Source organism: Streptomyces sp. NPDC045287 (genome assembly GCF_056432325.1).
In genome coordinates this window covers 86,921-111,199 of record NZ_JBWKJG010000011.1, presented here as the reverse complement: position 1 = coordinate 111,199, position 24,279 = coordinate 86,921, and the positions used below count along the sequence as shown (strand labels likewise).

General features: G+C 72.1%; 24 protein-coding genes, 1 tRNA gene and 1 pseudogene. 9 read left to right on the top strand and 17 right to left on the bottom strand.

The features are described 5' to 3' along the window. Window positions 1-260 precede the first annotated feature (260 nt). Window positions 261-1,100 (top strand): aldo/keto reductase, encoded by an 840-nt coding sequence (locus tag AC07D6_RS19535; RefSeq protein WP_479045940.1) that lies wholly within the window; start codon window positions 261-263, stop codon window positions 1,098-1,100. Window positions 1,101-1,319: 219 nt separating this feature from the next. Here the strand turns inward: AC07D6_RS19535 and AC07D6_RS19530 are convergent, their stop codons facing one another. The 10 genes and pseudogenes from AC07D6_RS19530 to AC07D6_RS19485 all read right to left on the bottom strand — a co-directional run bounded on the left by AC07D6_RS19530 (window position 1,320) and on the right by AC07D6_RS19485 (window position 7,066). Further along, window positions 1,320-1,847: a GNAT family N-acetyltransferase gene (locus tag AC07D6_RS19530; RefSeq protein ID WP_479045938.1), complete on the bottom strand. Its 528-nt coding sequence runs from the start codon at window positions 1,845-1,847 to the stop codon at window positions 1,320-1,322. Further along, the gene (locus AC07D6_RS19525) at window positions 1,844-2,734 is read right to left on the bottom strand and encodes a protein kinase domain-containing protein (protein ID WP_479045936.1); all 891 of its coding nucleotides are present in this window, start codon (window positions 2,732-2,734) and stop codon (window positions 1,844-1,846) included. Before AC07D6_RS19525 ends, AC07D6_RS19530 begins: the two co-directional genes overlap by 4 nt. Further along, window positions 2,650-3,348 carry a DUF6875 domain-containing protein gene (locus AC07D6_RS19520; protein WP_479045934.1) on the bottom strand — a complete coding sequence of 233 codons (699 nt, stop codon included), beginning with the start codon at window positions 3,346-3,348 and terminating at the stop codon, window positions 2,650-2,652. The genes AC07D6_RS19525 and AC07D6_RS19520 overlap by 85 nt, the downstream gene beginning before the upstream one ends. Next, window positions 3,345-3,746, bottom strand: coding sequence for a hypothetical protein (locus AC07D6_RS19515; protein ID WP_479045932.1), 402 nt, complete (start codon window positions 3,744-3,746; stop codon window positions 3,345-3,347). The genes AC07D6_RS19520 and AC07D6_RS19515 overlap by 4 nt, the downstream gene beginning before the upstream one ends. A 178-nt stretch (window positions 3,747-3,924) precedes the next feature. Beyond that, window positions 3,925-4,551 (bottom strand): DUF5753 domain-containing protein, encoded by a 627-nt coding sequence (locus AC07D6_RS19510; RefSeq protein ID WP_479046199.1) that lies wholly within the window; start codon window positions 4,549-4,551, stop codon window positions 3,925-3,927. Window positions 4,552-4,575: 24 nt separating this feature from the next. Continuing rightward, window positions 4,576-4,773 (bottom strand): annotated as a pseudogene (locus AC07D6_RS19505) (helix-turn-helix domain-containing protein); the annotation flags it as partial. A gap of 27 nt (window positions 4,774-4,800) precedes the next feature. Beyond that, complete coding sequence (locus tag AC07D6_RS19500; RefSeq protein WP_479045931.1) at window positions 4,801-5,313, bottom strand: DUF6879 family protein; 513 nt, start codon at window positions 5,311-5,313, stop codon at window positions 4,801-4,803. Continuing rightward, entirely contained in the window at window positions 5,264-5,548 is a 285-nt protein-coding gene (locus AC07D6_RS19495) for a hypothetical protein (protein ID WP_479045928.1), read from the bottom strand. Before AC07D6_RS19495 ends, AC07D6_RS19500 begins: the two co-directional genes overlap by 50 nt. 475 nt (window positions 5,549-6,023) lie before the next feature. Next, window positions 6,024-6,242: a DUF397 domain-containing protein gene (locus AC07D6_RS19490; RefSeq protein ID WP_479045925.1), complete on the bottom strand. Its 219-nt coding sequence runs from the start codon at window positions 6,240-6,242 to the stop codon at window positions 6,024-6,026. Continuing rightward, entirely contained in the window at window positions 6,239-7,066 is an 828-nt protein-coding gene (locus AC07D6_RS19485) for a helix-turn-helix domain-containing protein (RefSeq protein WP_479045923.1), read from the bottom strand. Before AC07D6_RS19485 ends, AC07D6_RS19490 begins: the two co-directional genes overlap by 4 nt. A gap of 165 nt (window positions 7,067-7,231) precedes the next feature. Here AC07D6_RS19485 and AC07D6_RS19480 point away from each other — a divergent pair, with 165 nt between their 5' ends. The 4 genes from AC07D6_RS19480 to AC07D6_RS19465 all read left to right on the top strand — a co-directional run bounded on the left by AC07D6_RS19480 (window position 7,232) and on the right by AC07D6_RS19465 (window position 11,958). After that, window positions 7,232-7,582 (top strand): hypothetical protein, encoded by a 351-nt coding sequence (locus tag AC07D6_RS19480; RefSeq protein ID WP_479045921.1) that lies wholly within the window; start codon window positions 7,232-7,234, stop codon window positions 7,580-7,582. Then, on the top strand, window positions 7,579-7,971 hold the full coding sequence (locus tag AC07D6_RS19475) for a hypothetical protein (RefSeq protein ID WP_479045918.1): 393 nt from the start codon (window positions 7,579-7,581) through the stop codon (window positions 7,969-7,971). Before AC07D6_RS19480 ends, AC07D6_RS19475 begins: the two co-directional genes overlap by 4 nt. Window positions 7,972-8,762: 791 nt before the next feature. Next, window positions 8,763-10,139 (top strand): NAD(P)/FAD-dependent oxidoreductase, encoded by a 1,377-nt coding sequence (locus AC07D6_RS19470; protein WP_315881035.1) that lies wholly within the window; start codon window positions 8,763-8,765, stop codon window positions 10,137-10,139. A gap of 451 nt (window positions 10,140-10,590) precedes the next feature. After that, window positions 10,591-11,958, top strand: coding sequence for a class I SAM-dependent methyltransferase (locus AC07D6_RS19465; protein ID WP_479045915.1), 1,368 nt, complete (start codon window positions 10,591-10,593; stop codon window positions 11,956-11,958). Between the two features lie 315 nt (window positions 11,959-12,273). Here AC07D6_RS19465 and AC07D6_RS19460 read toward each other — a convergent pair whose 3' ends face one another. Further along, on the bottom strand, window positions 12,274-14,805 hold the full coding sequence (locus AC07D6_RS19460) for an ABC transporter permease (RefSeq protein WP_479045913.1): 2,532 nt from the start codon (window positions 14,803-14,805) through the stop codon (window positions 12,274-12,276). Window positions 14,806-14,874: 69 nt separating this feature from the next. Next, window positions 14,875-15,645, bottom strand: coding sequence for an ABC transporter ATP-binding protein (locus tag AC07D6_RS19455; RefSeq protein WP_315881066.1), 771 nt, complete (start codon window positions 15,643-15,645; stop codon window positions 14,875-14,877). Window positions 15,646-16,064: 419 nt separating this feature from the next. Between AC07D6_RS19455 and AC07D6_RS19450 the strand changes: the two genes are divergently transcribed. Together AC07D6_RS19450 and AC07D6_RS19445 are read left to right on the top strand one after the other, a co-directional pair. Then, a tRNA-Leu gene (locus tag AC07D6_RS19450) sits at window positions 16,065-16,145 on the top strand. Between the two features lie 150 nt (window positions 16,146-16,295). Then, the gene (locus AC07D6_RS19445; RefSeq protein ID WP_479045911.1) at window positions 16,296-17,174 is read left to right on the top strand and encodes a Bax inhibitor-1/YccA family protein; all 879 of its coding nucleotides are present in this window, start codon (window positions 16,296-16,298) and stop codon (window positions 17,172-17,174) included. A 94-nt stretch (window positions 17,175-17,268) separates the two neighbouring features. Here the strand turns inward: AC07D6_RS19445 and AC07D6_RS19440 are convergent, their stop codons facing one another. Further along, window positions 17,269-17,499 carry a DUF4287 domain-containing protein gene (locus AC07D6_RS19440; RefSeq protein WP_315881031.1) on the bottom strand — a complete coding sequence of 77 codons (231 nt, stop codon included), beginning with the start codon at window positions 17,497-17,499 and terminating at the stop codon, window positions 17,269-17,271. Window positions 17,500-17,598: 99 nt separating this feature from the next. Here AC07D6_RS19440 and AC07D6_RS19435 point away from each other — a divergent pair, with 99 nt between their 5' ends. After that, window positions 17,599-17,943 (top strand): hypothetical protein, encoded by a 345-nt coding sequence (locus tag AC07D6_RS19435; protein ID WP_479045908.1) that lies wholly within the window; start codon window positions 17,599-17,601, stop codon window positions 17,941-17,943. Between the two features lie 9 nt (window positions 17,944-17,952). On the opposite strand, the gene AC07D6_RS19430 is transcribed toward AC07D6_RS19435, so the two are convergent. The 3 genes from AC07D6_RS19430 to AC07D6_RS19420 all read right to left on the bottom strand — a co-directional run bounded on the left by AC07D6_RS19430 (window position 17,953) and on the right by AC07D6_RS19420 (window position 21,576). Further along, window positions 17,953-18,873, bottom strand: a complete 921-nt coding sequence (locus AC07D6_RS19430) for a hypothetical protein (RefSeq protein ID WP_315881065.1) — start codon at window positions 18,871-18,873, stop codon at window positions 17,953-17,955. 236 nt (window positions 18,874-19,109) lie between these two features. Next, window positions 19,110-20,330: an acetyl-CoA C-acetyltransferase gene (locus AC07D6_RS19425; protein WP_479045906.1), complete on the bottom strand. Its 1,221-nt coding sequence runs from the start codon at window positions 20,328-20,330 to the stop codon at window positions 19,110-19,112. 250 nt (window positions 20,331-20,580) lie between these two features. Continuing rightward, window positions 20,581-21,576 (bottom strand): SGNH/GDSL hydrolase family protein, encoded by a 996-nt coding sequence (locus AC07D6_RS19420; protein ID WP_479045903.1) that lies wholly within the window; start codon window positions 21,574-21,576, stop codon window positions 20,581-20,583. Between the two features lie 116 nt (window positions 21,577-21,692). Between AC07D6_RS19420 and AC07D6_RS19415 the strand changes: the two genes are divergently transcribed. Continuing rightward, window positions 21,693-23,078 carry a cystathionine beta-synthase gene (locus AC07D6_RS19415; protein ID WP_315881027.1) on the top strand — a complete coding sequence of 462 codons (1,386 nt, stop codon included), beginning with the start codon at window positions 21,693-21,695 and terminating at the stop codon, window positions 23,076-23,078. A gap of 342 nt (window positions 23,079-23,420) precedes the next feature. On the opposite strand, the gene AC07D6_RS19410 is transcribed toward AC07D6_RS19415, so the two are convergent. Then, entirely contained in the window at window positions 23,421-24,266 is an 846-nt protein-coding gene (locus AC07D6_RS19410) for a histidine kinase (protein WP_479045901.1), read from the bottom strand. Window positions 24,267-24,279: the final 13 nt, after the last annotated feature.

The following is a 24,279-nucleotide window of genomic DNA, read 5'->3' as shown; positions in this document are numbered from 1 at the left end:
GGCCCCTCTCGCGCCCGGCCGTCCGCGCTCCCGGGGTCCGTCCATGCTCCCGGGGCCCGTTCGCGCCCCGGTGCCACCGTCGGCCTCCGCCCTCCTCGACCGGGTCGCCCCGCGGGCCGACCCGGTGCGTGCTCCTGGACCGAGCCCGTCGTCGACCAGGTGGCCGCCGTTCTGATCGGTGGCCGTTCCTTGCCGATGGACGCTTGCCACGGCCAACTGCGCTGTTAGCGTTGCCGTTTGAGCGAGGGGGAGGGCGACACGTGACATCGACCGCGTTTTGCATCGGCGGGGACCTGGAAGTACGGCGGCTGGGGTTCGGGGCCATGCACTTGCCGACGGAACCGGGCCCGGACCGCGAGACCTCTCTCGCGGTCGCCCGGCGGGCCGTCGAACTGGGTGTCACGCTGATCGACACCGCGTACCTCTATGGCGGGGGAGCCAACGAGGAACTCCTGGCCGAGGCCCTGCACCCCTACCCGGACGGACTGCTGATCACCACCAAGGTCGGCGTCGCCCGATCGGGCCCCTCGGGCGAGTGGAGGCTCGACGGGCGGCCGGACGTGCTGCGAGAGCAGGTCGAGCAGGCGCTCCGCCGCCTGCGGGTCGAGCGGATCGAGCTTCTCCAACTGCACCGCATCGACCCCGAAACGCCGCTCGCCGACCAGGTCGGCACGCTGCGGGACCTGCGGGCCGAGGGCAAGATCGGCCGGATCGGACTGTCCGAGGTCACCGTCGACGAGCTGAACCGGGCACGGGAGATCGTCGACATCGCGAGCGTGCAGAACCGGTACAACCTGCTCGACCGCGAACACGAGCCCGTGCTCGCGGCCTGCGAAGCGGCAGGAATCGCGTTCCTGCCGTGGCGACCCGTCGCCTGGGGCACGTCAGGGGCGAAGACCGAGGTCGCCTCCGTGGCGACCGAACTCGACGCCACCCCCACGCAGATCGCCCTCGCCTGGCTCCTCGACCACTCACCCGTCATCCTCCCGATCCCTGGCACTGCCCGGATCGATCACCTGGAGGAGAACCTCGCTGCGGAGCGTCTCGCCATGACCCCGGCGCACCGCGACCGCTTCGACCGCCTGCTCGAAGTGGCATAGGGCTCCGCCTGTTCGGCCACGACCGGGGCGAGCAATCGACGACGCGCCTCCAGCAACTCGCCGCTGCCGGGCCCGCCGGGGACCTCGTGACGCTTGGGCAACTCCGGAGCGAGGACGAGCCCGCAGGTCGGCTGCCCGACGTCGTCGCGGCGTTGGAGGAACTCATGGACGTTCTGCGCCAGCGGGTTCAGATCAGAAGCGGGGCTTGGAAGCACGTACTCAGCGGCGTCCTTCCGGGCCGGTCCGGCCGCACGCCCACAGGGCGCGGTGAAACCCGTAGACGGGGTACGGCACGACGACTCCGTCCGTGTGGGGCAGGCCGGCGGTGCCGACCCGGGTGAAGCCGGCCTTCACGAGGACCCGGCCGGAGGCGGGGTTGCCGGGGTGGTGCTTGGCCTCCAGACGGTCCAGGCCGGCGAGGGTGAAGGCGAAGGCCACGACCTGCCGTGCGGCGTGGGTGGCGTAACCGCGGCCCCAGGTGTCCTCGCGGAGGATGTAGCCGAGGGTGCCGAGGCCCGGTTCCCGCAGCCGCAGGGAGATGGTGCCGACGAGGTCCCCGTCGTGGACGACGCCGAAGTCCCACCGGACGCGGGGCTTCTCGCGGGCTGCCGCGAGGGCGCGGCTGACGCGGTCGTGCGCCTGCCCGGTGGTGTACGGACGGCCGTGGGTGAAGCGGACGGACGCACCGCTGTAGACCCGTCGGACGGCCGGGATGTCGGCCGCGGCCAGTTCCCGGAGCGTGATCACTTGCCGGTGAGCATGCCGGTGACGGCGGCGGCTGTCGGGCGGTCTTCCGGGGCGGGAGCCAGGCAGGCGGTGACCGCTTCCTCGAACTCGGGGAACGGCCAGGGCCGAACTCCGGTGATCGGGAGCGTGCTGCCCTCGGCGATGGCCCGCAGCTTCTCCGGTCGGTCCACGGCGTCGTCGTAGGCGACGGGGCGGTGTCCGGTCCAGCACCAGAACAGGGACGCGCCGAGGCCCCAGACGTCGGCGGGCGGCGCGGCCTGGACGTGGGTGTCGGCGGAGGTGGCGAGGACGGAGGCGGCGATCTCCGGGGCGGTGGTGTGGGTGAGGGCTCCCCGGTAGGGGAGGCGGGGGCCGTCGCCGGAACCGCAGGCGAGGGCGTAGTCGATGAGTACGGCGCGGCCGTCCGCCACGAGGGTGTTGGTGGGCTGGACATCGGCGTGGGCCCAGCCGGCGGCATGCAGCCGGGCGAGGCTCTCGGCCCAGGTGCGGGCGATCCCGAGCAACCACGGGCGTACGGAGGGCCGGTCGCCTTCGGGGCCGCGGGCGAGGGCGAACGTACGCCACAGGGGGGTGCCGTCGACCCACCGGACGGCGATCCACCGGCCACCGTCCCAGGTGCCGGCACCGACCCGGTAGCCGGGGCTCAGCGCGCCCGCGTCGATGAGGCGGGTGATGTGGCTGTCCTCCTGGGCGATCTCCGCGGCCTTGTCGCGGGCGGTCTTGTCATCGGGGTTGTTCGCCTTGACGGCGACGGCGCCGAGCGGGCCGTGCACCTTCCAGGCGCGAGAACCGCGCCGGTCGCTCAGGAGCCGGGTCGTGCAGGGCCGGCCGACGCGGTCCCGGAGGTGGGAGAGGGCTTCGCCGGGGGGAGCTGGCGTTCCGACCACGGGCGGATCTCCGTCCAGTCGTAGGGGAGTCGCTGGAAGACGTCACAACCGTCGTCGTCGGCCAGGGCGAGCGCGGCGGCCAGGTCGGGGGTCGCGTGGAGGAACCGCGGGTCGCGCCGACGGACCGCGGCCCGTACAGGGAGGAACGAGACCGGGGAGACGGGGGTACGGCCACCGGACCGGGTGCGCTCCTCTTCCCCCGCGTGGAACTTGCCGACCATGATGCCGACGGGCCCGTACAGGTGCTTGAGGACCCAGTGCGGCCACGCCATCAGGTCACGGTGCCGTACACCCGGGACGTCGCCCAGGAGGACGATGTTCTCGCAGCGCAGGGTGCCATGGGGGAGGCGGATCAGGGGCCGAAGCCACTCGGCGGCCTGTACCCCCGCGTGGAAGAGTTCGGCCTCGACGGCGTCGGCGTCGCCATCGGCCCGGTAGACGGTCCAGGTGGTGAGGCCACGCTGGAGCGAGGACGCCAGGTAGGGGCAGTGGTCGGTCATCCGCTGGGCGTACGCGGTGATGTCCACGGTGGCCGGCTTGGTGGTGCTGGCCTCGACGAGGCGGAGCGCCCCGGCAGTCGGTCGGAGCGCTCCGTCGACGCGTGTGAGGGTCATCGGGGCGTCGGGGTGGCTTCGTCGTCGCCGTCACCGCTGGTCGGGGAGCAGTCCCACTCGGCCACGATGGTGCCGGTGGCCCGGTAACGGGCGAGTGCGGTCTTGTCGAGCACGCCACCCGCGTCGGTGAACCAGATCTCCGGCAGCGGCCCGTGCGCGTCCTCGTACGCGGCCACCCACTCGATCGGGCCGGAGCCCTTCGCCTCGCGGTGGCCCAGTACCGTTCCGGTGTGCTCGGTGCTGAACGCGGCGTATCCGGGGGTGGCGAGCAGCCTGTGCCACTCGGCGTCCACGGCCGGGGAGAACATTTCGGTGGGGCCCTCGCCGTGGTCGAACCGCTTCTTGGCGACGGCCAGGAAGCGGCCGAGTTCCCGGCGTTCGACGGCGGTCGTACTCATGGTGGTGCTCCTCTCGACGTACTTTCGAGTGGTGCTCGGTGATCCCGCCATGTGACAGGTGGACGCAGCGCGGCCCGCTGCTCAGGGACTGCCCAGAGGCTTCGGTCCCAGGCGGCGCCCACCACGCTAGGAACGGCCCCGGCGAGGGCTCAACGAAGTTGCCAGTTCTTGCCGGGATTCACCCGAGCGTGTTGATCGCGTCCCTTACCAAGGCGCGGGCCTGCGCGCCGTGCACTGCCATGGCCGCCAGTCGCGCGAAGGCGCGGTTGTAGTCGGAGATCTCACTCGGCTGGGTGATCCGCAGATAACCGGAGGCCAGTTCGACGGCCACTTCGGCCCCGTCGAACATGTAGAAGTCCTCCACTGGCAGCGTCACGCGGCCGACTCCGAGCGGGATGATGCCGAGACTGACGTACGGCCTGGCGCTCACGGAGATCAGGCGGTCGAGCTGCGCGGCCATCGTCTCGGCGTCGCACACGGCGGCCCGCAGGACATACTCCTCGATCACCAACCCGAACTCGTGCCGTCCGGAGAACAGGACCTTCTGCCTGTCCATACGGGCCTGCACGGCCTCGTCCACGTCGTCCACGACAACGCCGCGGTCGCGCTGGACCGAGTGCAGGACAGCCGCCGTGTACTCGCGGGTCTGCACCATCCCGGGCAGAACCCTGCTCGCGTAGACCCGGAACAAGCGGGTGCGTTCGTAGAGCGAGGCGACGGAATCCTGGGCGGCCCGGAGCCCGGTGCGCTCCATCTCCCGCCACTCGGTGTACATCGACTCGACGGCTCGGGCGGCGGCAATCAAGTCGTGAATCTGGTCCTCAGCCCCGCACACGGTGCACCAGATCCTGATGTCGGCCTCGGAAGCAGGCCGTGCCGCGCTCTGGATGCGGCTGGTCTTGGACGCACCCCACCCGCACCGGACAGACAGCTCGTCACCTGTAAGCCCGGCATCCTTGCGGATGTTCGTCAGGCGGCGGGCAAGGGCCTTCCGCGCCTCGATGACGCTGGACGATGAAGACGACACGCTGATTGCCCGGTGAGGTGTGGAGGGTTAGACCGCGTACGCCTCGTGCGGGATGGCCCGCTCCCAGACCGCCTCGAACGCTGCGGCCACCATCTTCACGGTGTCAGGGTCCTCGGTGAACTGATGACCCGCCCATTCGCCGTCACCGGTGAACCAGTGGAAGAGGACCCGCTCACCGTCGATCAGCCACAGGTCGTTGCCCGGCAGAGCCAGGTCGGAGGCGAGGCGGCGGGGCAACCAACGGACGGACTCGCCGGCGGCGATGTTGTGCAGACCGGTCAGCGAGTACTCCCACCGGATGTAGTCGGTCACCGGCTCCGAGACCACCCGCGCCCGGCGCACGACCACTCCGCGAGCGACGGTCTCCTCAACGAGCGCGCGCCACTCCCGGTACGCGTCGGGCAGCTCGATCTGGCGGCCTTCCCTCCACGCCGCGAAGACCTCGTCCTCCATGTACGAGTCGCGCATCTCCAGGTGGACCGCCGAGTGCTCAGCGCTCCTCAGCAGCGCGGTGAAGTCCGGCACGTCGTTCTGCGGCATCGCACGCCTCCCTCAGGATCGTGATCATCCCGGACGGGACGCGTACCACACCCTCGTGATCAGGTACGCCGATGCGACCGCCGGGGACCCATTCGGTCACGTTGATCTTGAGTTTCATCTCGGGGTCCGGGAGCCAGCCCTGGATGACGATCTCGTTCTTCTCATCCTCGAACCACACCGTCGGGGAGCCCCCGTTGGGTGAGTTCGGATCTTTCCCGATGAACTCTAAAGCCACGATTCCCTCCCACAGCAGGCCGGTTGCCGACTCCTGCGCACACTTCCCCTGCGGGAGGACGTGGTCAAGGTCGGCCGACCCGATTGGCGGAATTAGGCAGGCGACCAGTCTGTCGCTCGCGTGCCATCCCGACGAGGCGGCAGCGCACCCCGGCTCCCCGTCGATCAACACCCACGCCCCGCAGGCGGACGAGGTTCCCCGAATCGCGCTCGATCACTCGTGTTCTTCTCGCTTCGGCGCAGGCGTGGGCGTGCCGGGAGGAGTTGGCTGTGACCCGCGACCGCCGTCGCAAGTAGGACATTCGGGCTTCCCTCGCCGGCTCTGAGGACCGGGACGTACGAGTCCGGTGCCGGACAGCGGCCGGACGGCATCGTGTAGGCGTGTGCCTCAGGTGGTCCGTGGCTGTGAACTGTGGTGATACGGCAGGAGAGCCCGTCCCCCGGTCAGGGGCGGGCTCTCCCGGGTTGTCGTGATGTCACACCTGGGATCCGGCCGCCATCGTCACCAGGCCCGTCCACGCCACCGGCGACACCTTCAGCACGGGGCCGGTGGGGCGCTTGCTGTCGCGGACCGGCACGACGTCGTGCGCGACGGCGTACGCGGGAGCCCATTCGACGCACTCGCCGCCGTTGTTTCCGCTGTACGAGGACGCACGCCAGGCATGCTCGGGGACCGGGGCCGGAATGTCGTTCATGAGTGACAGTCCTTCAGTATCGAGTCGATCAGGTCGGCTGATTCATTCGGTGAGCAGGCCATGGCCGTGAGCAGATCATAGGCATCACGGGCATGCGCGACGTCGTCCTGTTCGGCGAGGAGATAGCCGCGCGGGAACCCGTCAACGTGTACGACGTCCGCGCCCTCCGTGAACGAGAGGATGCCGAACGGGCAGTGGTATCCGTGGTGCTGGCCCTTGTCCTTGATGATCTGGACGCGGTGGTTGGGAATTTCGGCCAGGTCGCGGAGGTGGCCGAGCTGGGCGCGCATGATGCCCGCGTCTCCGACCGTGTGCCGTAGTACGGCCTCGTTCACGACGAGCCACAGTCGGGTCGGCTGTTCGCGGGTCAGGACACGTTGCCGCTCCATGCGGGCCGTGACGAGGTCTTCGAGGTTCGACGGCCGGCCAGTGCGCAGCACCGCGCGGGCGTAGTCCTCCGTCTGGACCAGCCCGGGGAGGAGTTGAGGGTTGAACATCCTCACCACGGTCGCCTTCGCCTCCAGCTCGACGTACGGGCGGAACCACGGCGGGAACGCGTAGCGCAGGGCGAGCGGCCACAGGCGGACGAACCGGCCGCCCGCGTGCGGGAACAGGCGGTCGCACGCCTCCGCGAACTCGCGGGGCGGGACGCGGTCACCCGCCTCGATCTTCGCCACGAGCGAGTAACCGCAGTGTGCCTCCGCCGCGAGGTCGTGGCGCGAGATGCCCAGGCGTTCGCGCTCCAACCGGACCTCCGCACCGAAGTGCAGCAGCGGTGAGGCGGTCGGGCCGGTGTGATCGTCGGACTCGTTCTCGACGCTCAATTCGAACCAACTCCCGGGTGTCATTGGACGGTTGGCATTGTCCAGGCGTCCCCCCTGGAGAGGCTACTCGCGCATCGCGACGATTACAGCACGGAACGTCACCAGGAAGGCGCGTGCGGAAGTGGACGTGAACGAGACCGAGCGGCCCGACGGAGGAGAGGCGCCGTGATCGGATGCTGGTCCGGCAAGGAACTGCCGGTGACCCTTCGGGCCGCGATCACCGCCCAATGGCCGGACGAGGCCGAACAGGGCCGGCTGTACTGCGACGAACCCGGCGGCCACGACGGGCCGCACCGCGCCTGCGTGGTCGACTTGGACACGGCCCCGGCTGCGGGGGCGAGGGCCTTGTGGGCGCAGTGGTCGAGCGATGCGGCCCTCCGCATGGTCGTCCTGGTCGTCCTGGACGACTGCGCGTCGCTCAGCCCCAGTCGTATGGACGCGTGCGCGAGGTACCGCCACCACGACGGGCCGCACACCTGGGAGCGGTGGGAGGAGCGTGGGGTGGGCGCCCGGTGAGGAGGGGGCGGTACGGCGTCGGCGACCTGGTCTACGACACGGTGCGGGACGCCGTGGGGGTCGTGTGCGACCGGGAGTTGGGCGTGGTCGAGTTGGAGGACTGCCAGGGGTACAGGTGGCGGGCCGTGGCGGCGCGCTGTCGGCTGGTCAAGGAGGCGCCGCCCGAGCAGCCGGTCCCGCCGGGCACCCGCCCGGTGGACACCACGCCGGAGGCCGTGCGGATCGGGGACTGGGTCCGGGTGGAGGACGGGCGGATCTACCAGGTCCAGGACATGCGGTCGAACGGGCCCGGTGGCCGGGTGCTGTTCCTGGCCGGGCGGGTGCGGCCGTGGGTGATGCCCAGCAACAGCGTGCGGCAGGTGTACCGGCCGGTTCGGCCGGTCGGTTGAGGGCTCCGGGACCTCGCGGAAGTCGGCCTTCGGTACGTCCCTCCGCGTTGGCCGGCCGGGTACTCCGCGGGTGTCGGCGGACTCGGGGGCGGGCCCGCCGGGAGTTCCGCCGGCGGGGCGGTCGGGCCGGCCTCCCCGCCGGGACCCGCCTCCGTCAGGACCGCCTCGGCCTCGCGCACCGGGCGCGCGTCGGCCTCGCGGACCGGCCGGGTGTCGGCCTCATGGACCGGCCTCGCGGACCGGCCGGGTGTCGGCCCCATGGGCCGGCCTCGCGGGACGGCCGCGGACCGGCCGCCGACCGACCGTGTGCCGGCCGCGTCCGGGGGTGTTTCCCGTGCGGGCCGGGGCGTCGTCACGGACGGGGCCCAAGGGGGGACAAGCGGGGCGGACGTGGTGGTTCCGGCGTATCGGCACGGGTCGCGACGGGCCTACCGACGAGTCGTCGGGAAAAGGTCGTGAAGTTCTTCACAAGGAAAAGAGCCCTGATGAGGGTCTCCACGGGGGGTGCGACCCTTACGGAGCCCTCTCGGGGCTCTTGCCCGTCCCGGTTTTCGTAACCGCAGAAGCGTTTCGGCCATGTGAACCAAGGCGGTGGTCCACCGTTACGAAAGGCTCTCCGGTCCAGTTCACGAGGGGTGAGGGGGCAGTGAACAACGTCCTTCGATACACCCTGGTTCCCGGTCGGCGCCATGACCTCGGTCACGTGGGCGGGGCAGTGTAGCAGAGGTCCACTCGAACCTTGTGAAGGGGCGCACGAGCGACCCCCGTCCGAGGGGTGGATACTCGATGGCATGAGCACCACGGAGCGTCCCAGGATCCTCGTAGTAGGCGGTGGGTACGTAGGCCTGTACGCAGCTCGACGCATCCTGAAGAAGATGCGCTACGGCGAGGCGACCGTCACGGTCGTCGACCCGCGCTCGTACATGACGTACCAGCCCTTCCTCCCCGAAGCCGCCGCCGGCAGCATCTCGCCGCGGCACGTCGTCGTCCCGCTGCGACGCGTGCTGCCCAAGGCCGAGGTCCTGACCGGCCGGGTCACCACCATCGACCAGGACCGCAAGGTCGCCACCGTCGCGCCGCTGGTCGGCGAGGCGTACGAGCTGCCCTTCGACTACCTGGTGATCGCGCTCGGCGCGGTCTCCCGCACCTTCCCGATCCCCGGCCTCGCCGAGCAGGGCATCGGCATGAAGGGCATCGAGGAGGCCATCGGCCTGCGCAACCACGTGCTCGAGCAGCTCGACAAGGCCGACTCGACCACCGACGAGGAGGTCCGCCGCAAGGCCCTGACCTTCGTCTTCGTCGGCGGTGGCTTCGCCGGTGCCGAGACGATCGGCGAGGTCGAGGACATGGCCCGCGACGCCGCCAAGTACTACAAGAACGTGTCCCGCGAGGACATGCGCTTCATCCTGGTCGACGCCGCCGACAAGATCCTCCCCGAGGTCGGTCCGAAGCTCGGCAAGTACGGCAAGGAGCACCTCGAGGGCCGCGGCGTCGAGGTCTACCTGAGCACGTCCATGGACTCCTGCGTCGACGGCCACGTGGTGCTGAAGAACGGCCTCGAAGTCGACTCCAACACGATCGTGTGGACCGCCGGTGTGAAGCCGAACCCGGCGCTGGCCCGCTTCGGCCTGCCGCTCGGTCCCCGCGGCCACGTCGACTGCCAGCCGACGCTCCAGGTCACGGGCACGGACTACATCTGGGCCGCGGGCGACAACGCCCAGGTCCCGGACCTCGTGGGCCGCAAGGCCGGCAACGAGAACGCCTGGTGCCCGCCCAACGCCCAGCACGCGCTGCGCCAGGCCCGGGTGCTCGGTGACAACGTCCTCTCCGGCATGCGGGGCTTCCCGCAGAAGGAGTACAGCCACGCCAACAAGGGCGCGGTGGCGGGCCTCGGCCTGCACAAGGGCGTCGCGATGATCGTCATGGGCAAGATGAAGATCAAGCTCAAGGGCCGTCTCGCCTGGTACATGCACCGCGGCTACCACGGCATGGCCATGCCGACCTGGAACCGGAAGATCCGCGTCTTCGCGGACTGGACGCTCGCGATGTTCCTCAAGCGCGAGGTCGTCTCGCTCGGCGCCATCGAGTCGCCGCGCGAGGAGTTCTACGAGGCGGCCAAGCCGGCCCCGGCGCCCGCCGCCAAGCAGGAGAAGGCCAAGGCCTCCTGACGACGGCCGGACCGACCCGGCCCCGACGGCCGGACCCGGCCGTCCCCACGCAGTCCCGACGAGGGGCCGCCCGCCATCCGTGGTGCGGGCGGCCCCTCGCCGCGTCGTGCCGCGGGACGTGCCGGGGCCTGCCGTGCCGGGGAGCGCGTCGTGCCGGGGCCCGCCGCAGGTGCGTCGTCCCGTGCCGGGAGGTCTCGTGCCGGTGCCGTGCCGGGTCGTGTCGTGCCGTGTGTCGTGCCAGGACGTGCCGGGAGGTGTCGCGCCAGGACGTGCCGTGCCGGGGCCGGGCCGCGTCGTACCGCAGTGCGCGCCGGGGGCCCGCCGCGTGGCGGGATGCCGCCGTTGCGCCGACCGCCCGCCACGTCGCGTGGTTTTGGGACTACTTTCCGCGCCGAACGGTGTTTACGTGGTGCTGAGCATTTCTGGGATCGACGTCACGGAGGTGTGCACCATGTCCGACGCCGCTTCGCGGCTGGCCGCGCTCGCCGAGGACCTGCTGGGCGTTCCGCTCCCGGTGCGGATCCGCGCCTGGGACGGCAGCGAGGCCGGTCCGCCCGCCGGCCCCGGCACGCCCGTGCTGGTCATCCGGGACCGCAGGGCGCTGCGCCGCATGGCGTGGCGGCCGGGCGAACTGGGCCTCGCCCGCGGCTGGGTCGCCGGGGAACTGGACGTGGAGGGCGACCTGTACGAGGCGCTCGCCCGGCTCGCCGGCCTCCTCTGGGAGCGCGGCCCCGGCACCGGCACCGACGGCGACGGTCAGGGAGGCCGCCGGCCCCGGTTCGGCGCCCGGGCCGCCCAGGCCCTGCGCACCGCCCGGGACCCGCGCGTCCGCGCCGCCGCCCGCGAACTGCTGCGGCTCACCGGGCCCTTCCCGCCGCCGGCCCCGCCCGCCGAGGAGGTCCGGCGCCGCAGCGGCCCCCTGCACACCAAGCTCCGCGACCGCGCGGCGATCAGCCACCACTACGACGTGGGCAACGACTTCTACGAGCTGGTCCTCGGCCCGTCCATGGTCTACTCGTGCGCCTACTGGTCCGAGGGCGGCACCCTGGAGGAGGCCCAGCACGACAAGTTGGAGCTGGTCTGCCGCAAGCTGGCCCTCAAGGAGGGCGACCGGCTCCTCGACGTGGGCTGCGGCTGGGGCTCCATGGCGATGCACGCCGCCCGCCACCACGGCGCCACCGTCGTCGGCATCACGCTCAGCTCCGAACAGGCCGTCCACGCCCGCAAGCGCGTCGCCGACGAGGGCCTCGCCGACCGCGTCGAGATCCGCGTCCAGGACTACCGGGACGTCCGCGACGGGCCGTACGACGCGATTTCCTCCATCGGCATGGCCGAGCACGTCGGCGCCGTCCGCTACCGCGAGTACGCCGACGTCCTGCACGGCCTGCTCAAGCCCGGCGGCCGGCTCCTCAACCACCAGATCGCCCGCCGCCCCGAGCCCCGTGAGGAGGAGTACCGCCTCGACCCGTTCATCGACGCGTACGTCTTCCCCGACGGGGAGCTGGCGCCCATCGGCCGCACCACCGCCACGCTGGAGGAGGCCGGCTTCGAGGTGCGGGACGTCGAGGCGCTCCGCGAGCACTACGCCCTCACCCTGCGCCGCTGGGTCGCCAACCTGGAGGAGCGCTGGGACGAGGCCGTACGCCTCGTCTCACCCGGCCGTGCCCGCGTCTGGCGGCTCTATATGGCGGCGTCCGCGCTCGCCTTCGAACGCAACCGGATCGGCGTCAACCAGGTCCTCGCCGTGAAGACCCCCGAGGGCGGCGCCTCGGGGATGCCGCTGCGCAGCCGCGTCTGGAGCGAAACCGGCGGCAGGTGAGGCTCCGGCCCCTTTCGGGCGGGGCCCGTTCCTCCCGGACGGGCTCGATCCTCCCGGGAGGGGCCGCGTCCCGCCCGGGAGGGGCTGCACTCCGTCTCGGAGAAGCCGCCCCGCCCCGGATCCCCCGGCCGGTCCCCCTTCCGCCCCGGACGGGCCCCCACCCCGCCCTGGGGGCCCACCCCGCCCCAGGTCCCCGTCCCGCCCCGGAGGGCCCCTGCCGTGCGTCGCCGCAGTACCCGGCCGGCGGGACCCCGCGCACGGCGGAGGGCCGGGCCCCCGAGACGGGGGACCCGGCCCTCTTCGGCGCCGCGTCCGCTACTCGGCCTTGATGGCGTTGAGCATGTTCAGCTTCGCCGCGCTGCGCGCCGGCCACATCGCGGCCAGGACGCCGACCAGACCGGCGAGCAGCAGGAAGATCCCGATCCGGCCCCACGGCAGGACCAGCGCGTACCCCGGCAGGCTGTTCTTGACGGTCTCGCCGATCGCCCAGCCGAGGAACGACCCGAGGACGATCCCGACGACCGCGCCGTACAGCGAGATCACCACGGCCTCCAGGCGGACCATCCGCTTCACCCGGCGCCGGTCGAGGCCGATCGCGCGGAGCATGCCGATCTCCTGCTGCCGCTCGAACACCGACATGGCGAGCGTGTTGACCACTCCGAGCACGGCGATGATCAGGGCCATCGCCAGCAGGCCGTACATGATGTTCAGCAGCATGTTGATGGCACCGCCGAACTCGTCGCGGATGTCCCGCTGGTCCATGACGGTGATCGCCGGATTGTTCCCGAGGGCGTCGACCAGGGCCTTCTCGTTGGCGGCGCTCTCCCCGCCGTCCATCGCGACGAAGATGGAGGGGATGTACGGCTTCGTGTCGTGCGGGGCGACGACCTTCCGGTCGATCAGGACGGGCGAGAGGAACTCGGAGTCCTTGTAGACCGCGCCGACGGTCAGCGTGCCCTTCCGGTCGTCGTCGTACTTCACGGGCAGGGTGCTGCCGACCTTCCAGCCGCGCGACTCCGCCGTCTTCTCGGCCACGGCGATCTGCCCCCGGCCCAGCGAGTCCAGCGAACCGGCGGTCCGCTCGACGTTCATGACCTGCTCGATGTCGCCTGGCGTGACGGCGGACGCGGAGGTGAACTCGCCGTCGATCTCCAGGTACGACGCCTGCTGCGGCGACAGGGCGGTGACGCCGGGGGCCTTCTCCAGGGCGTCCAGCGCGGACTGGTCGAGGAAGCCGCCGCCGGCCATCCGGACCATGTAGTCCGCCTTGATCTGGTCGGTGGTCATCTTGTCGATGGACTGGCCGACCGTGACGCCGAGCACCGACAGGCCGGTGACCAGGGTGAGGCCGATCGCCAACGCCGAGGCGGTCGCGCCCGTGCGGCGCGGGTTGCGGACGGCGTTCTGCCCGGCGAGCTTGCCGGAGATCCCGAAGGCCCCGACCAGCAGCGGCCGTACGGCGGCGATGAGCGGACGCGACAGCAGCGGGATCAGCATGATCACGCCGATCAGGGTGAGGAACGCGCCGCCGGCGATGAGGACGCGCCCCAGGTCGCCGCCCTCGACGGCGCCGTAGACGATCACGCCGGAGCCGAGCAGGGCCAGTCCACCGCCGATGCTGTTCCGCACGACCAGCGACTTCTGGGTGGGGGCCGCGTGCAGGCTGTTCATCGCGGCGACCGGCGGGATCTTCGCGGCGCGGCGGCCGGGCAGCCACGCGGCGAGCACCGTGACGACGAGGCCGACGCCGAGCGCGGACAGCACGGGCGTGACGCCGAGGACGAGCGGGCCGTCCGGCACCTTCAGGTCGAACGCCGCCATGCCGGAGCGCAGGCCCACGGCCAGCCCGATGCCGAGCAGGTAGCCGGCGGCGGAGGCGACCAGGCCGACGATCGCGGCCTCCGCCAGCACCGAGCGGGTGATCTGCTTGCGGGAGGCGCCGACGGCCCGCATCAGCGCGACCTCCTTGGTGCGCTGCGCGACGAGCATCGTGAACGTGTTGGCGATCAGGAAGACACCGACGAAGAGGGCGATCCCGGCGGCGCCCAGGAAGACCTGGTTGAAGGCGCTCAGGCTCTCCTCGATCTCCTCGGCCTGCTGCTGGGCGAGGGCCTTGCCCGTCTGTGCCTCGGCGCTCTTCGGCAGCAGCGGCTCGATCGCGCCGAGGAGCTCCGCGTCGTCGGCGCCGGGCGCCGCGGTGACGGTGACGTCCTGGAAGTAGCCCGGCTTGAGGAACAGCCGCTGCGCGGTCTCCGTGTCGAACAGGACCAGGCTGCCGCCGGCGCTGACGGAGCCGTCGTCGGTGGTGAAGACGCCCTGGAGGCGGTACTCCTCCACCGGGCCGTTGGTGGCGACGCGGACCGTGTCGCCGATCTCGTAGCCGCCCTTGGTGGCGGTCTCCCGGTCGAGGGCTATCCGGCCGCCGGAAACGGGGCCGCCGCCCTCGACGAAGTCGTACCTCGGGTCCTCGCCGTCCTTCCCGGGGGCGAAGTTGGCGCCCTTGTTGGACCATCCGACGCCGATCAGCTTCCCGGCCCGGTCGGGCACGCCGGCGAAGCCCTCGACCCGGCCGGTGGCGGTGGCGACGCCGTCCACCCCGGCGATCCTGTCGAGCGTGGCGCGGGGGATCCCGGGCTCCTGCTCGGGGTCGTCGGGGTCGGCGTGGGAGGACACGGCGACGGCGACGTCGTCGTAGCTCTTGGCGGACTGCTTGCCGAAGGCCTGGTTGAGGGTGTCGGTGAAGACGAGGGTGCCGGAGACGAAGGCCACGCCGAGCATGACGGCGAGGACGGTCATCAGCAGCCTGGCCTTGTGCGCGAGCACATTGCGCAGGGCGGTACGGAACATGAGGTGTGTCCTGGGGTGGAGGTGTCCGGTGGCGGGAGGGGCGGGGCGCGGGGCGGTCCGGCGCCCCGGTCAGCTGGTCCGGCCCTTGGCGTCGAACTCCTTCATGCGGTCCAGCACCCCGTCGGCGGTGGGCGCGAGCATCTCGTCGACGATCCGGCCGTCCGCCAGGAAGATCACCCGGTCCGCGTAGGAGGCGGCGACCGGGTCGTGGGTGACCATCACGACCGTCTGGCCCAGCTCCCGCACCGAGTTCCGCAGGAAGCCCAGCACCTCGGCGCCGGAGCGCGAGTCGAGGTTGCCGGTGGGCTCGTCACCGAAGATGATCTCGGGCCGGGAGGCCAGGGCGCGGGCGACGGCGACGCGCTGCTGCTGGCCGCCGGAGAGCTGCGCCGGCCGGTGGCCGAGCCGCCCGGACAGGCCGACCATGTCGATGACCCGGTCCAGCCACTGCTTGTCCGGCTTGCGGCCCGCGATGTCCATGGGGAGCGTGATGTTCTCCAGGGCGGTGAGCGTCGGCAGCAGGTTGAACGCCTGGAAGATGAAGCCGATCTTGTCCCGGCGCAACTGCGTGAGCTGCTTGTCCTTCAGGGAGCCCAGCTCCGTCTCGCCGACGCGGACCGAGCCGCCGGAGAAGCTGTCCAGCCCGGCCACGCAGTGCATCAGCGTCGACTTGCCGGAGCCGGACGGCCCCATGATCGCGGTGAACTCTCCCTGCGGGAACTCCACGGTGACCCGGTCGAGGGCGACCACCTGGGTCTCGCCCTGTCCGTAGACCTTGGAGAGATCCGTGGCGCGGGCGGCCACCGCGGTGGCGCGGCGTGCGGTCGTCGGGGTGGGGATCACGAGGAGGGCTCCTGTCGCACATGGGTTCGTCGAGGACCGTTCCATCGTCGGTGCCGCCGCCCCCGCGGGGCGTCCGCCCGCGTGCCCGTTCCCGGGGCCCTCTGGAGTCTGACGGCGCGGTCCGCCCCTCCTCCTGAGGTATGACGGCGCCCCTGAGGGGCCGCCGGGAGGGCCTGCGGGGACGGGCTTCGGCCCCGATGGCGAGGACTCGCCGTGGGGGGACGGCGACTTTCCGTCATTCCCTCGGGATGGCCTGTGCGGCCGTGACGTCGGCACCGCTGCTGCGCAGCGCCCTCGACGCGTGCTGATGACCCCTCAGAAGTCAATAAAATAAGACAACATCGGGCCACTCTTCCGCTGTTCGGGCGACGCGCCCGGATAGGCTCATGTGCCGACGCGCAGAAAACGCGTGTCATGCCCGGATGGTGGAACGCAGACACGGCGAGCTTAAACCTCGCTGGCCTACGGCCGTGCGGGTTCGAGTCCCGCTCCGGGCACCGACCGGCTCGGGGAGGTTTCGGCGCGTTACGGGGGTTGCGTGATCGAGACCCAGGAGCGGAAAGATCCTCCCCGAGCACTAGGGTGTTTCCTTTGCTTCCCCATTACTCTTGTTCCAAGGCCGCGCACGGCGGCCATGGAGGAGTGAGATGAGGAGCAGCAACCCGGTCTTCTCGCGACGGGGGTTCAGCCGCGACAACGGCTACGCGGGCTTCAACGCGCAGCAGCAGGCCGGGGGCCCCGCCGCTGGAACCAACCCGTACGCGACGAACCCGTACGCGACCAACCCCTACGCGCAGCCGGACGTCCAGCAGGGCGCCCCGCTGCAGGCACCGGCGCGCGCCGGCGCCATGACCATCGACGACGTGGTGTCCCGCACGGCCATCACGCTCGGCACGGTGTTCGTCACCGCGACGCTCGCCTGGTTCCTGCTGCCGGTCGACCCGGCCAACATCGGCAAGTCGTACGGCATCGGTGTCGGCGCGGCCCTGGTGGCCTTCGTCCTGGCGATGGTGCAGTCCTTCAAGCGCAAGGCGTCGCCCGCCCTGATCCTGGGGTACGCGGCCTTCGAGGGCGTCTTCCTCGGCGTCATCTCCAGCGCCGTCTCGACGTACGTCACGGCGGGCGCCGTCCCGCAGGCGGTGCTCGGCACGATGGCGGTCTTCGCCGGTGTGCTCATCGCGTACAAGATGCGCTGGATCCGCGTCACGCGCCGCTTCTACGGCTTCGTGATGGCGGCCGCGGTCGGCTTCGTGCTGCTGATGGCCGTCAACCTGCTGTTCTCGCTGTTCGGCGGCGGTGACGGCCTGGGCTTCCGCAGCGGCGGCCTCGGCATCCTGTTCGGCATCATCGGCATCGTCCTCGGCGCCTGCTTCCTGGCGCTGGACTTCAAGCAGGTCGAGGACGGCATCACGTACGGCGCCCCGCGCGAGGAGTCGTGGCTGGCCGCCTTCGGCCTCACCATGACCCTGGTGTGGATCTACATGGAGTTCCTGCGCCTCGTGCAGATCTTCTCCGGCGACGACTGACCGTCCCCCGGGACCGCTGATCGTCCCGTGGACCGAGAAGGGCCCGCCCGGTACGTCCGGGCGGGCCCTTCCGCGTCGTGCCGGACCGCCGCCGCTAGAGCAGCTTGCGCGCGGCGCGCCGCAGGTCGTACTCGTGGATGATCGCCTTGGCGTGGCCGTACGCGAGGTCGTGCTCGCTCCGGAGCCAGCTCACCTTCTCCTCGAAGCGGAGGAGGGAGGGGCCTTCCTCGACGGTGCGAAGCCAGTCGGACACCTCACGGCCCGTGCAGTGGGGGATGCGGGAGAGCAGGTTCCGGTGGGTTTCCTCGGAGAAGACATGGGACATGGGCGCCTCCGGACGCTGTGCGCGAGTGCTCCTTCACGTCACCGTGCCCGAGCGTTCGCCCGTTGGCAACAGTGCCGCACCGGCGCATAGGGTCGCGGTGTGCGCGATACGACGGAACTGGACGAGGCCGTGAGCCGCCTCGCCGACCGGCTGCGGGCCGCCCCGCAGAGCCGGCTCAGGCAGGGCGCGGCGGCGGAGGGACTGGCGCTGGCCAGGGAGCTGGCGGCGCGGGCGCAGCGGTGGGAGGGCACGGCGGAGACGCGGGTCATGCCGGACGCGGGGGTGTTCGCGGTGGGCGACCAACTGGCGGTCGCGGGCGCGGACCTCGCCGAGGCGCTGCGGGCCGCCGCGCGCCGGGGCGGCGCGTCCGGGGCGGCGCTGGACGGGGAGCTGGCGGACGCGGTGGCGTCGGTGCGCGCGGCGGCGGCGCGGGCGGGCCTGTAGGGGCGGCGCCTAGAAGGAGGCGATGACCCGGTCGGCGAGGATGTAGACGTTCTCCTCGTCGCCGCAGGAGAACGTCAGGGCGTACGCGCCGGAGATGCCCGACCCGCCCAGCAGGAACGGCGCGGCGCCGTCGCGCAGGGCCTCGGCGAGGCGTTCGGCGGTCTCGCGGTGCCCCGGCGTCATGCACAGCGTGGTGCCGTCCTCGAAGACGTACACGTCGAGCGTGCCGAGCGGGCCGGGCCGTACGTCGGTCAGCGCGGTGCGCGCGGCGGCCAGCTCCTCCAGGCGCGCCACGGTCCGCTCGTGGTCGGTGACGACCGGCGTCCGGACGGGCACGAAGTCGGGGTGCGAGGGGTGCCGCCGGCGGGCCGCGGCCAGTTCGGGGGAGTCCTCGGCGTACTCGGGGCAGTCGCCCGCACCGGCCGGCTCCGGAAGCTCCCCGCCCAGCGGGCCGGGCAGCTCGGGCAGCTCCGCTCCGGAGAAGTCGCCGGGGAAGTCGCCGGCCAGGTCTGCCGGGTCGGTGGGGTCGTACTCTGCGTCGAGGTCCAGCGCCTCCAGGCCCGCGAAGTCGGCCTGGCGCGGTACGAAGTAGGGGCCGTCGTCGCCGCCCAGCGGGCCGGGGAGACCGCCCAGCAGGGAGGCGGGGGAGTCGGTGGCCTCCCGGGCCTCCTGGGCGGCCCAGAACGCGCGGGCCTCCGCCAGCTCGCGCTCGCGCTCCTCGGCGAGGGCCTCGGTGACGGCGGCGCGTATCTCCTCCGCCATGGCGGAGGCGTCCGCGGAGCGGGCGTGCGGGACGGCCGGGGTCCGGCCCGCGGCGGCGAGGTCGGCGCGCAGGGCGGTGATCTGCCGGCGCAGACCGCGGGCGGCGTACAGGGCAGCGGCGCCCACGGCCGTGGTGGTGGCCGTGGTCAGCAGCAGGGCGAGAGACATGGCGCTCACTGACTTACTCCCGGTTTCAATCGATCCCCCGCACTTCCTACATCAGCTTGTCCCGCCTGTGGACCCGGTGTCAGTGCATTACGTCACGAATTGGACAGTTTTCTTTCGCTGGTGTTTCGCGCTCCCACCACCATGACCTGCATAAACGAATCTCCCCCAGGAGATAGGTCACATCCTGGGGGAGATTCGGTCACGGCTGGGACGCGGTGCGGTTCAGGAGGGTCGGGTCAGGAGAGCCGCTCGATCACCATGGCCATGCCCTGGCCGCCGCCGACGCACATGGTCTCCAGGCCGAACTGCTTGTCGTGGAACTGGAGGCTGTTGATCAGCGTCGTGGTGATGCGCGCGCCGGTCATGCCGAAGGGGTGGCCGACGGCGATGGCGCCGCCGTTGACGTTCAGCTTGTCGAGCGGGATGCCCAGGTCCTTGTAGGAGGGGATCACCTGGGCGGCGAACGCCTCGTTGATCTCGACCAGGTCGATGTCGTCGATGGTGAGGCCGGCGTTGGCGAGCGCCCGCTTGGTGGCCTCGACCGGGCCGTATCCCATGATCTCGGGGGAGAGGCCGGAGACGCCGGTGGAGACGACCCGGGCGAGCGGGGTCAGGCCGAGCTCGCGCGCCTTCGTGTCGGACATGACGACGAGGGCGGCGGCACCGTCGTTGAGCGGGCAGCAGTTGCCCGCGGTGACGCGGCCGTCGGGGCGGAAGACCGGCTTGAGGCCCTGGACGCCCTCCAGGGTGACGCCCGCGCGGGGGCCGTCGTCCTTGCTGACGACGGTGCCGTCCGGGAGGGTCACCGGGGTGATCTCGCGCTCCCAGAAGCCGTTCTTGATGGCCTGCTCGGCGAGGTTCTGCGACCGTACGCCGAACTCGTCCATCTCCTCACGGCTGACGCCCTTGAGGAGGGCGAGGTTCTCGGCGGTCTGGCCCATCGCGATGTACGCGTCCGGCACCAGGCCGTCCTCGCGCGGGTCGTGCCACTCGGAGGCGCCGTTCTCGGCGGCGGCCGCGGTGCGGGCCTGCGCCTCGTCGAAGAGCGGGTTGTGGGTGTCGGGCAGGCTGTCGGAGTTGCCCTTCACGTACCGCGAGACGGTCTCGACGCCGGCGGAGATGAACACGTCGCCCTCGCCGGCCTTGATCGCGTGCAGGGCCATGCGGGTGGTCTGCAGGGACGAGGCGCAGTACCGGGTCAGGGTGCAGCCGGGCAGGTGGTCCATGCCCATCCGCACGGCGACGATGCGGCCCAGGTTGTAGCCCTGCTCACCGCCCGGCAGGCCGCAGCCGAGCATGAGGTCGTCGATGTCCCGCGGGTCCAGCTCGGGGACCTTGGCGAGGGCGGCCTGGATGATCGTGGCGGTCAGGTCGTCGGGCCGCAGGTCCTTCAGTGAGCCTTTGAAGGCCCGACCGATGGGGGAGCGGGCGGCTGAGACGATCACGGCTTCGGGCATCACGGCTCCAGGGTGGGCGGGTGGGCGGGTGTGCGACTGAGAGGGAAGTTACCCCTACGTAGGGCTGGGGTCACCGCATGTGGGGTGTGACCCCCACCGCATTTCTAAGCGCTCGCTCAGTCTCTCTCCCCGGCCCCCCGTCCCGCCACTCCCGCGGCCCCGCCGTCCGGTTCCGGGCGCGCCCGCCCGCGCCGTCACGGGCGCGCGGGCGCGGTGCGCGGGCGGGCCGTGCGGGGCCCGCGGCGCGCGGTCACGCCGGGGCGTCGGTGACGGGGGGCTCGGGGGCGGACTCCGTGAGGCGCCGGCGGCGGCGGTGCTTGAGCAGGGCCCACGGCGCGCGGGCGCCCGTGACCTCCGTACCCGCCTCCTGCGCCGCCTCCGCCGCCGCCACGGCCACCGGCAGCATCCCCTCGCGCCGGTCCGCGTCCGGCCGCTCCGGCTCGGGCCACACCCCCAGGACCGCGCACACCGTCGGCAGCACCGCCATCGCCGCCGTGGCGTACCCCTCCGCCGACGGGTGGTAGTTGTCGGCGCCGAACATCTCCCGCGGGTTCGCCGCGAACTCCGGCCCCAGCAGGTCGCCCAGCGACACGGTCCGGCCGCCGTGCTCCACCACCACGATCGTCTGCGCCGCCGCCAACTGCCGCGACAGCCGCCGCGCCAGCCAGCGCAGCGGCTGGTACACCGGCTCGATGGTGCCCAGGTCCGGACAGGTGCCGACGACCACCTCGACCCCCGCGGCGCGCAGCCGCCGCACTGCCTCCGACAGGTACCGCACGGACTGCGTGGGCGGCATCCGGTGCGTGACGTCGTTCGCGCCGATCATGATGACGCAGGCGTCCGGGACCCACCCCGACGGTCCGAGCAGCAGGGCGACCTGCCGCTCCAGGTCGTCGGAGCGGGCGCCGGGCAGGGCGACGTTCCGCAGCTCCACGGACCGCTCGGCCACCTGGGCGAGCCCGGCCGCCAGCAGCGCGCCCGGCGTCTGGCCGGCCCGCCGCACGCCCTGGCCCGCGGCGGTGGAGTCGCCCAGCAGGGCGAGCCGCAGCGGCACCCCGTCGAAGCCGCGCCCGTACAGCCCGTCCGCCGCCGGCGGGAGCGGCGCGACGCCGCCGCCCACGGACCGCTTCGCCAGCCGCACCTCGGCCAGCAGCACCCCCATCGCGGCCACCCCCAGCAGGCCGATGCCGCCGCCCCCGTACGCCGCCCCCGCGGCGATCCGCCGTGCCACCCTCGCCCTCGACATAGGCGCGGCCACCTCCTCCGTACGGTCTGTGAGCTAACTGCCCCGGAACCGTGCCCGCCTACGCATCCGGTCGGCTTACGCTGGCTGGACCATTACGGAGACCCCGGAGACTTACGGTGCAAATCCACGACTCGATGATCAGTCTCGTCGGCAACACCCCGCTGGTGAGGCTCAACAGTGTGACCGCGGGCATCCAGGCCACGGTCCTGGCCAAGGTGGAGTACTTCAACCCCGGCGGTTCGGTGAAGGACCGCATCGCCCTGCGCATGATCGAGGCGGCCGAGAAGAGCGGCGAGCTCAAGCCCGGCGGCACCATCGTCGAGCCGACCTCCGGCAACACGGGCGTGGGGCTGGCGATCGTGGCCCAGCAGAAGGGCTACAAGTGCGTCTTCGTCTGCCCCGACAAGGTGTCCACCGACAAGATCAACGTGCTGCGGGCGTACGGGGCCGAGGTCGTCGTCTGCCCCACGGCGGTCGACCCGGAGCACCCGGACTCGTACTACAACGTCTCCGACCGCCTCGTCCGCGAGACGCCCGGCGCCTGGAAGCCGGACCAGTACTCGAACCCGAACAACCCGCGCTCGCACTACGAGACCACCGGCCCCGAGCTGTGGGAGCAGACGGAGGGGAGGATCACCCACTTCGTCGCGGGCGTCGGCACGGGCGGCACCATCACCGGCACCGGCCGCTACCTCAAGGAGGTCAGCGACGGCAGGGTCAGGGTCGTCGGCGCGGACCCGGAGGGCTCGGTCTACTCCGGCGGTTCCGGCCGCCCGTACCTGGTGGAGGGCGTCGGTGAGGACTTCTGGCCGTCCGCCTACGACCGGACGGTGACGGACGAGATCGTCGCCGTCTCCGACAAGGACTCCTTCCAGATGACCCGCCGCCTCGCCAAGGAGGAGGGCCTCCTCGTCGGCGGCTCCTGCGGCATGGCCGTCGTCGCGGCGCTGCGCGTCGCGGAGGGCCTCGGCCCGGACGACGTCGTGGTCGTCCTGCTGCCGGACAGCGGCCGCGGCTACCTCTCCAAGATCTTCAACGACGAGTGGATGGCGGACTACGGCTTCCTGGAGGACGCCGGCCCGTCCGCGCGCGTCGGCGACGTGCTCCACCACAAGGAGGGCGGCATCCCGAAGCTGGTGCACATGCACCCGGAGGAGACGGTCGGCGAGGCGATCGAGGTGCTCCGCGAGTACGGCGTGTCGCAGATGCCCATCGTCAAGCCGGGCGCCGGGCACCCGGACGTGATGGCCGCCGAGATCGTCGGCTCGGTCGTCGAGCGGGAGCTGCTGGAGGCGCTGTTCACCCAGCGCGCCTCCCTCGGGGACCCGCTGGAGAAGCACATGAGCGCCCCGCTCCCGCAGGTCGGCTCGGGCGAGCCGGTCGAGGACCTGATGGCCGTCCTGGGGCGGGCGGACGCGGCGATCGTGCTGGTCGAGGGCAAGCCGACCGGCGTGGTGAGCCGCCAGGACCTGCTCGCCTTCCTGGCCCGCGACGGCAGGTGACGACCGGGCGGACGGGATTCGTGCAAACGGTACGAGGACGACACGTGGAGGCAGCATCCGCTTAACACGCGTCCGGCACCGTAGGGGTTGTCGGCGTCACGGACTTCCGGAGCGGCTCCCGGACCTCCACCGACGCCGCGGATGCGGCGACCGGCCCTGACCCGGGCCCGTGTCCCCCCGCGGGGACCGCCGTCGTCCCGCCCCCCGGAGCCCGGGGGTGCGGCGGTCCCCGCGCGAACGCCGGTGGGGCCGGTCCGTCTGGACCGGCCCCACCGGCGTTCGCGCGCGCCGGGAACGCGGGCGCGCGCCGGGCGCCCGGCCCGGCCCCCGGCGGCCCGGCCCTCAGCGGGCCCGCGCGGCGCGGACCTCGTCGGCGTCCGGCAGCAGGTCCGTGATGAGCGTCCAGATCGTCTTCGCGTCCGTCCGCACGAGCCGGAACGGGCTCGCCGGGGTGAGCCGCTCGGCCGGGAGAGGCTCCTCCGGCAGCTCGCGGAGCCAGTAGCCGAGCGGCCCGCAGTCCCAGACGGCGAAGCCGCGGCCCTCGACGCCCTCGCGGCCGTCCTGGCGGCCGTGCCAGGCGGCGGTCATCCGCCAGCTGCACCGCAGCTCCGACACCAGCTCGGCCAGGAGGGAGAGGGCCGGCTCGGCGGGCGCGCCGCCCGCGGCCAGCGCCCGCCGCACGGCGGCGCGCTCGTCCTCGGCGCTCCGTCCGGGGCCCGAGGCGGCCTCCAGGGCGGCGAGGGCGGCTTCGACCCCGGCGACGGTCGTCTCGACGGCCGTGAGGGCCGTCCCGCGGGCGGCGGGCGACTGCCGGAGGTTCACCATGTCGGCGAGCTTCCACACGAGCGTCTTCGGCTCGACGAGGGAGTACTCGGCCTCGGCCTCGCCCGGCCACGCCTCGTGCGCGACGACGTGCTCCTCGCCGATGAGCATGCCGTGCTGGAGCTTGCCCTGGCGGCCGCCCGCCTCCAGGGAGATGACCACGCCCGGCGCGAGGAAGGTCTGCACGAGCGGCAGGAGCGCGTGGAGGAGCCGTCCGTCCGCGGTGACCAGGCCGCTGTCCTCGACCTCCTTGCGCGCCGCGGCGAACTCCTCGTCCACCGGCCGGCCGGCCGCCAGCTCGGAGAGCACGATCAGGTGCTCGTCGGTCAGCCGGAAACGGGACCGGGAAACGTCAAACGAAGGCATACACACTCACTTG

Excerpts from the sequence above, each read along its gene's own strand:
- AC07D6_RS19430 (WP_315881065.1), bottom strand. The coding sequence starts at position 18,873 with ATGTCTCTCGCCCTGCTGCTGACCACGGCCACCACCACGGCCGTGGGC.
- AC07D6_RS19470 (WP_315881035.1), top strand. The coding sequence starts at position 8,763 with ATGAGCACCACGGAGCGTCCCAGGATCCTCGTAGTAGGCGGTGGGTAC.
- AC07D6_RS19440 (WP_315881031.1), bottom strand. The coding sequence starts at position 17,499 with ATGTCCCATGTCTTCTCCGAGGAAACCCACCGGAACCTGCTCTCCCGC.
- AC07D6_RS19500 (WP_479045931.1), bottom strand. The coding sequence starts at position 5,313 with ATGCCGCAGAACGACGTGCCGGACTTCACCGCGCTGCTGAGGAGCGCT.
- AC07D6_RS19490 (WP_479045925.1), bottom strand. The coding sequence starts at position 6,242 with ATGAACGACATTCCGGCCCCGGTCCCCGAGCATGCCTGGCGTGCGTCC.
- AC07D6_RS19445 (WP_479045911.1), top strand. The coding sequence starts at position 16,296 with ATGAGGAGCAGCAACCCGGTCTTCTCGCGACGGGGGTTCAGCCGCGAC.
- AC07D6_RS19460 (WP_479045913.1), bottom strand. The coding sequence starts at position 14,805 with ATGTTCCGTACCGCCCTGCGCAATGTGCTCGCGCACAAGGCCAGGCTG.
- AC07D6_RS19520 (WP_479045934.1), bottom strand. The coding sequence starts at position 3,348 with ATGACCCTCACACGCGTCGACGGAGCGCTCCGACCGACTGCCGGGGCG.
- AC07D6_RS19465 (WP_479045915.1), top strand. The coding sequence starts at position 10,591 with ATGTCCGACGCCGCTTCGCGGCTGGCCGCGCTCGCCGAGGACCTGCTG.
- AC07D6_RS19420 (WP_479045903.1), bottom strand. The coding sequence starts at position 21,576 with ATGTCGAGGGCGAGGGTGGCACGGCGGATCGCCGCGGGGGCGGCGTAC.
- AC07D6_RS19425 (WP_479045906.1), bottom strand. The coding sequence starts at position 20,330 with ATGCCCGAAGCCGTGATCGTCTCAGCCGCCCGCTCCCCCATCGGTCGG.
- AC07D6_RS19410 (WP_479045901.1), bottom strand. The coding sequence starts at position 24,266 with ATGCCTTCGTTTGACGTTTCCCGGTCCCGTTTCCGGCTGACCGACGAG.
- AC07D6_RS19515 (WP_479045932.1), bottom strand. The coding sequence starts at position 3,746 with ATGAGTACGACCGCCGTCGAACGCCGGGAACTCGGCCGCTTCCTGGCC.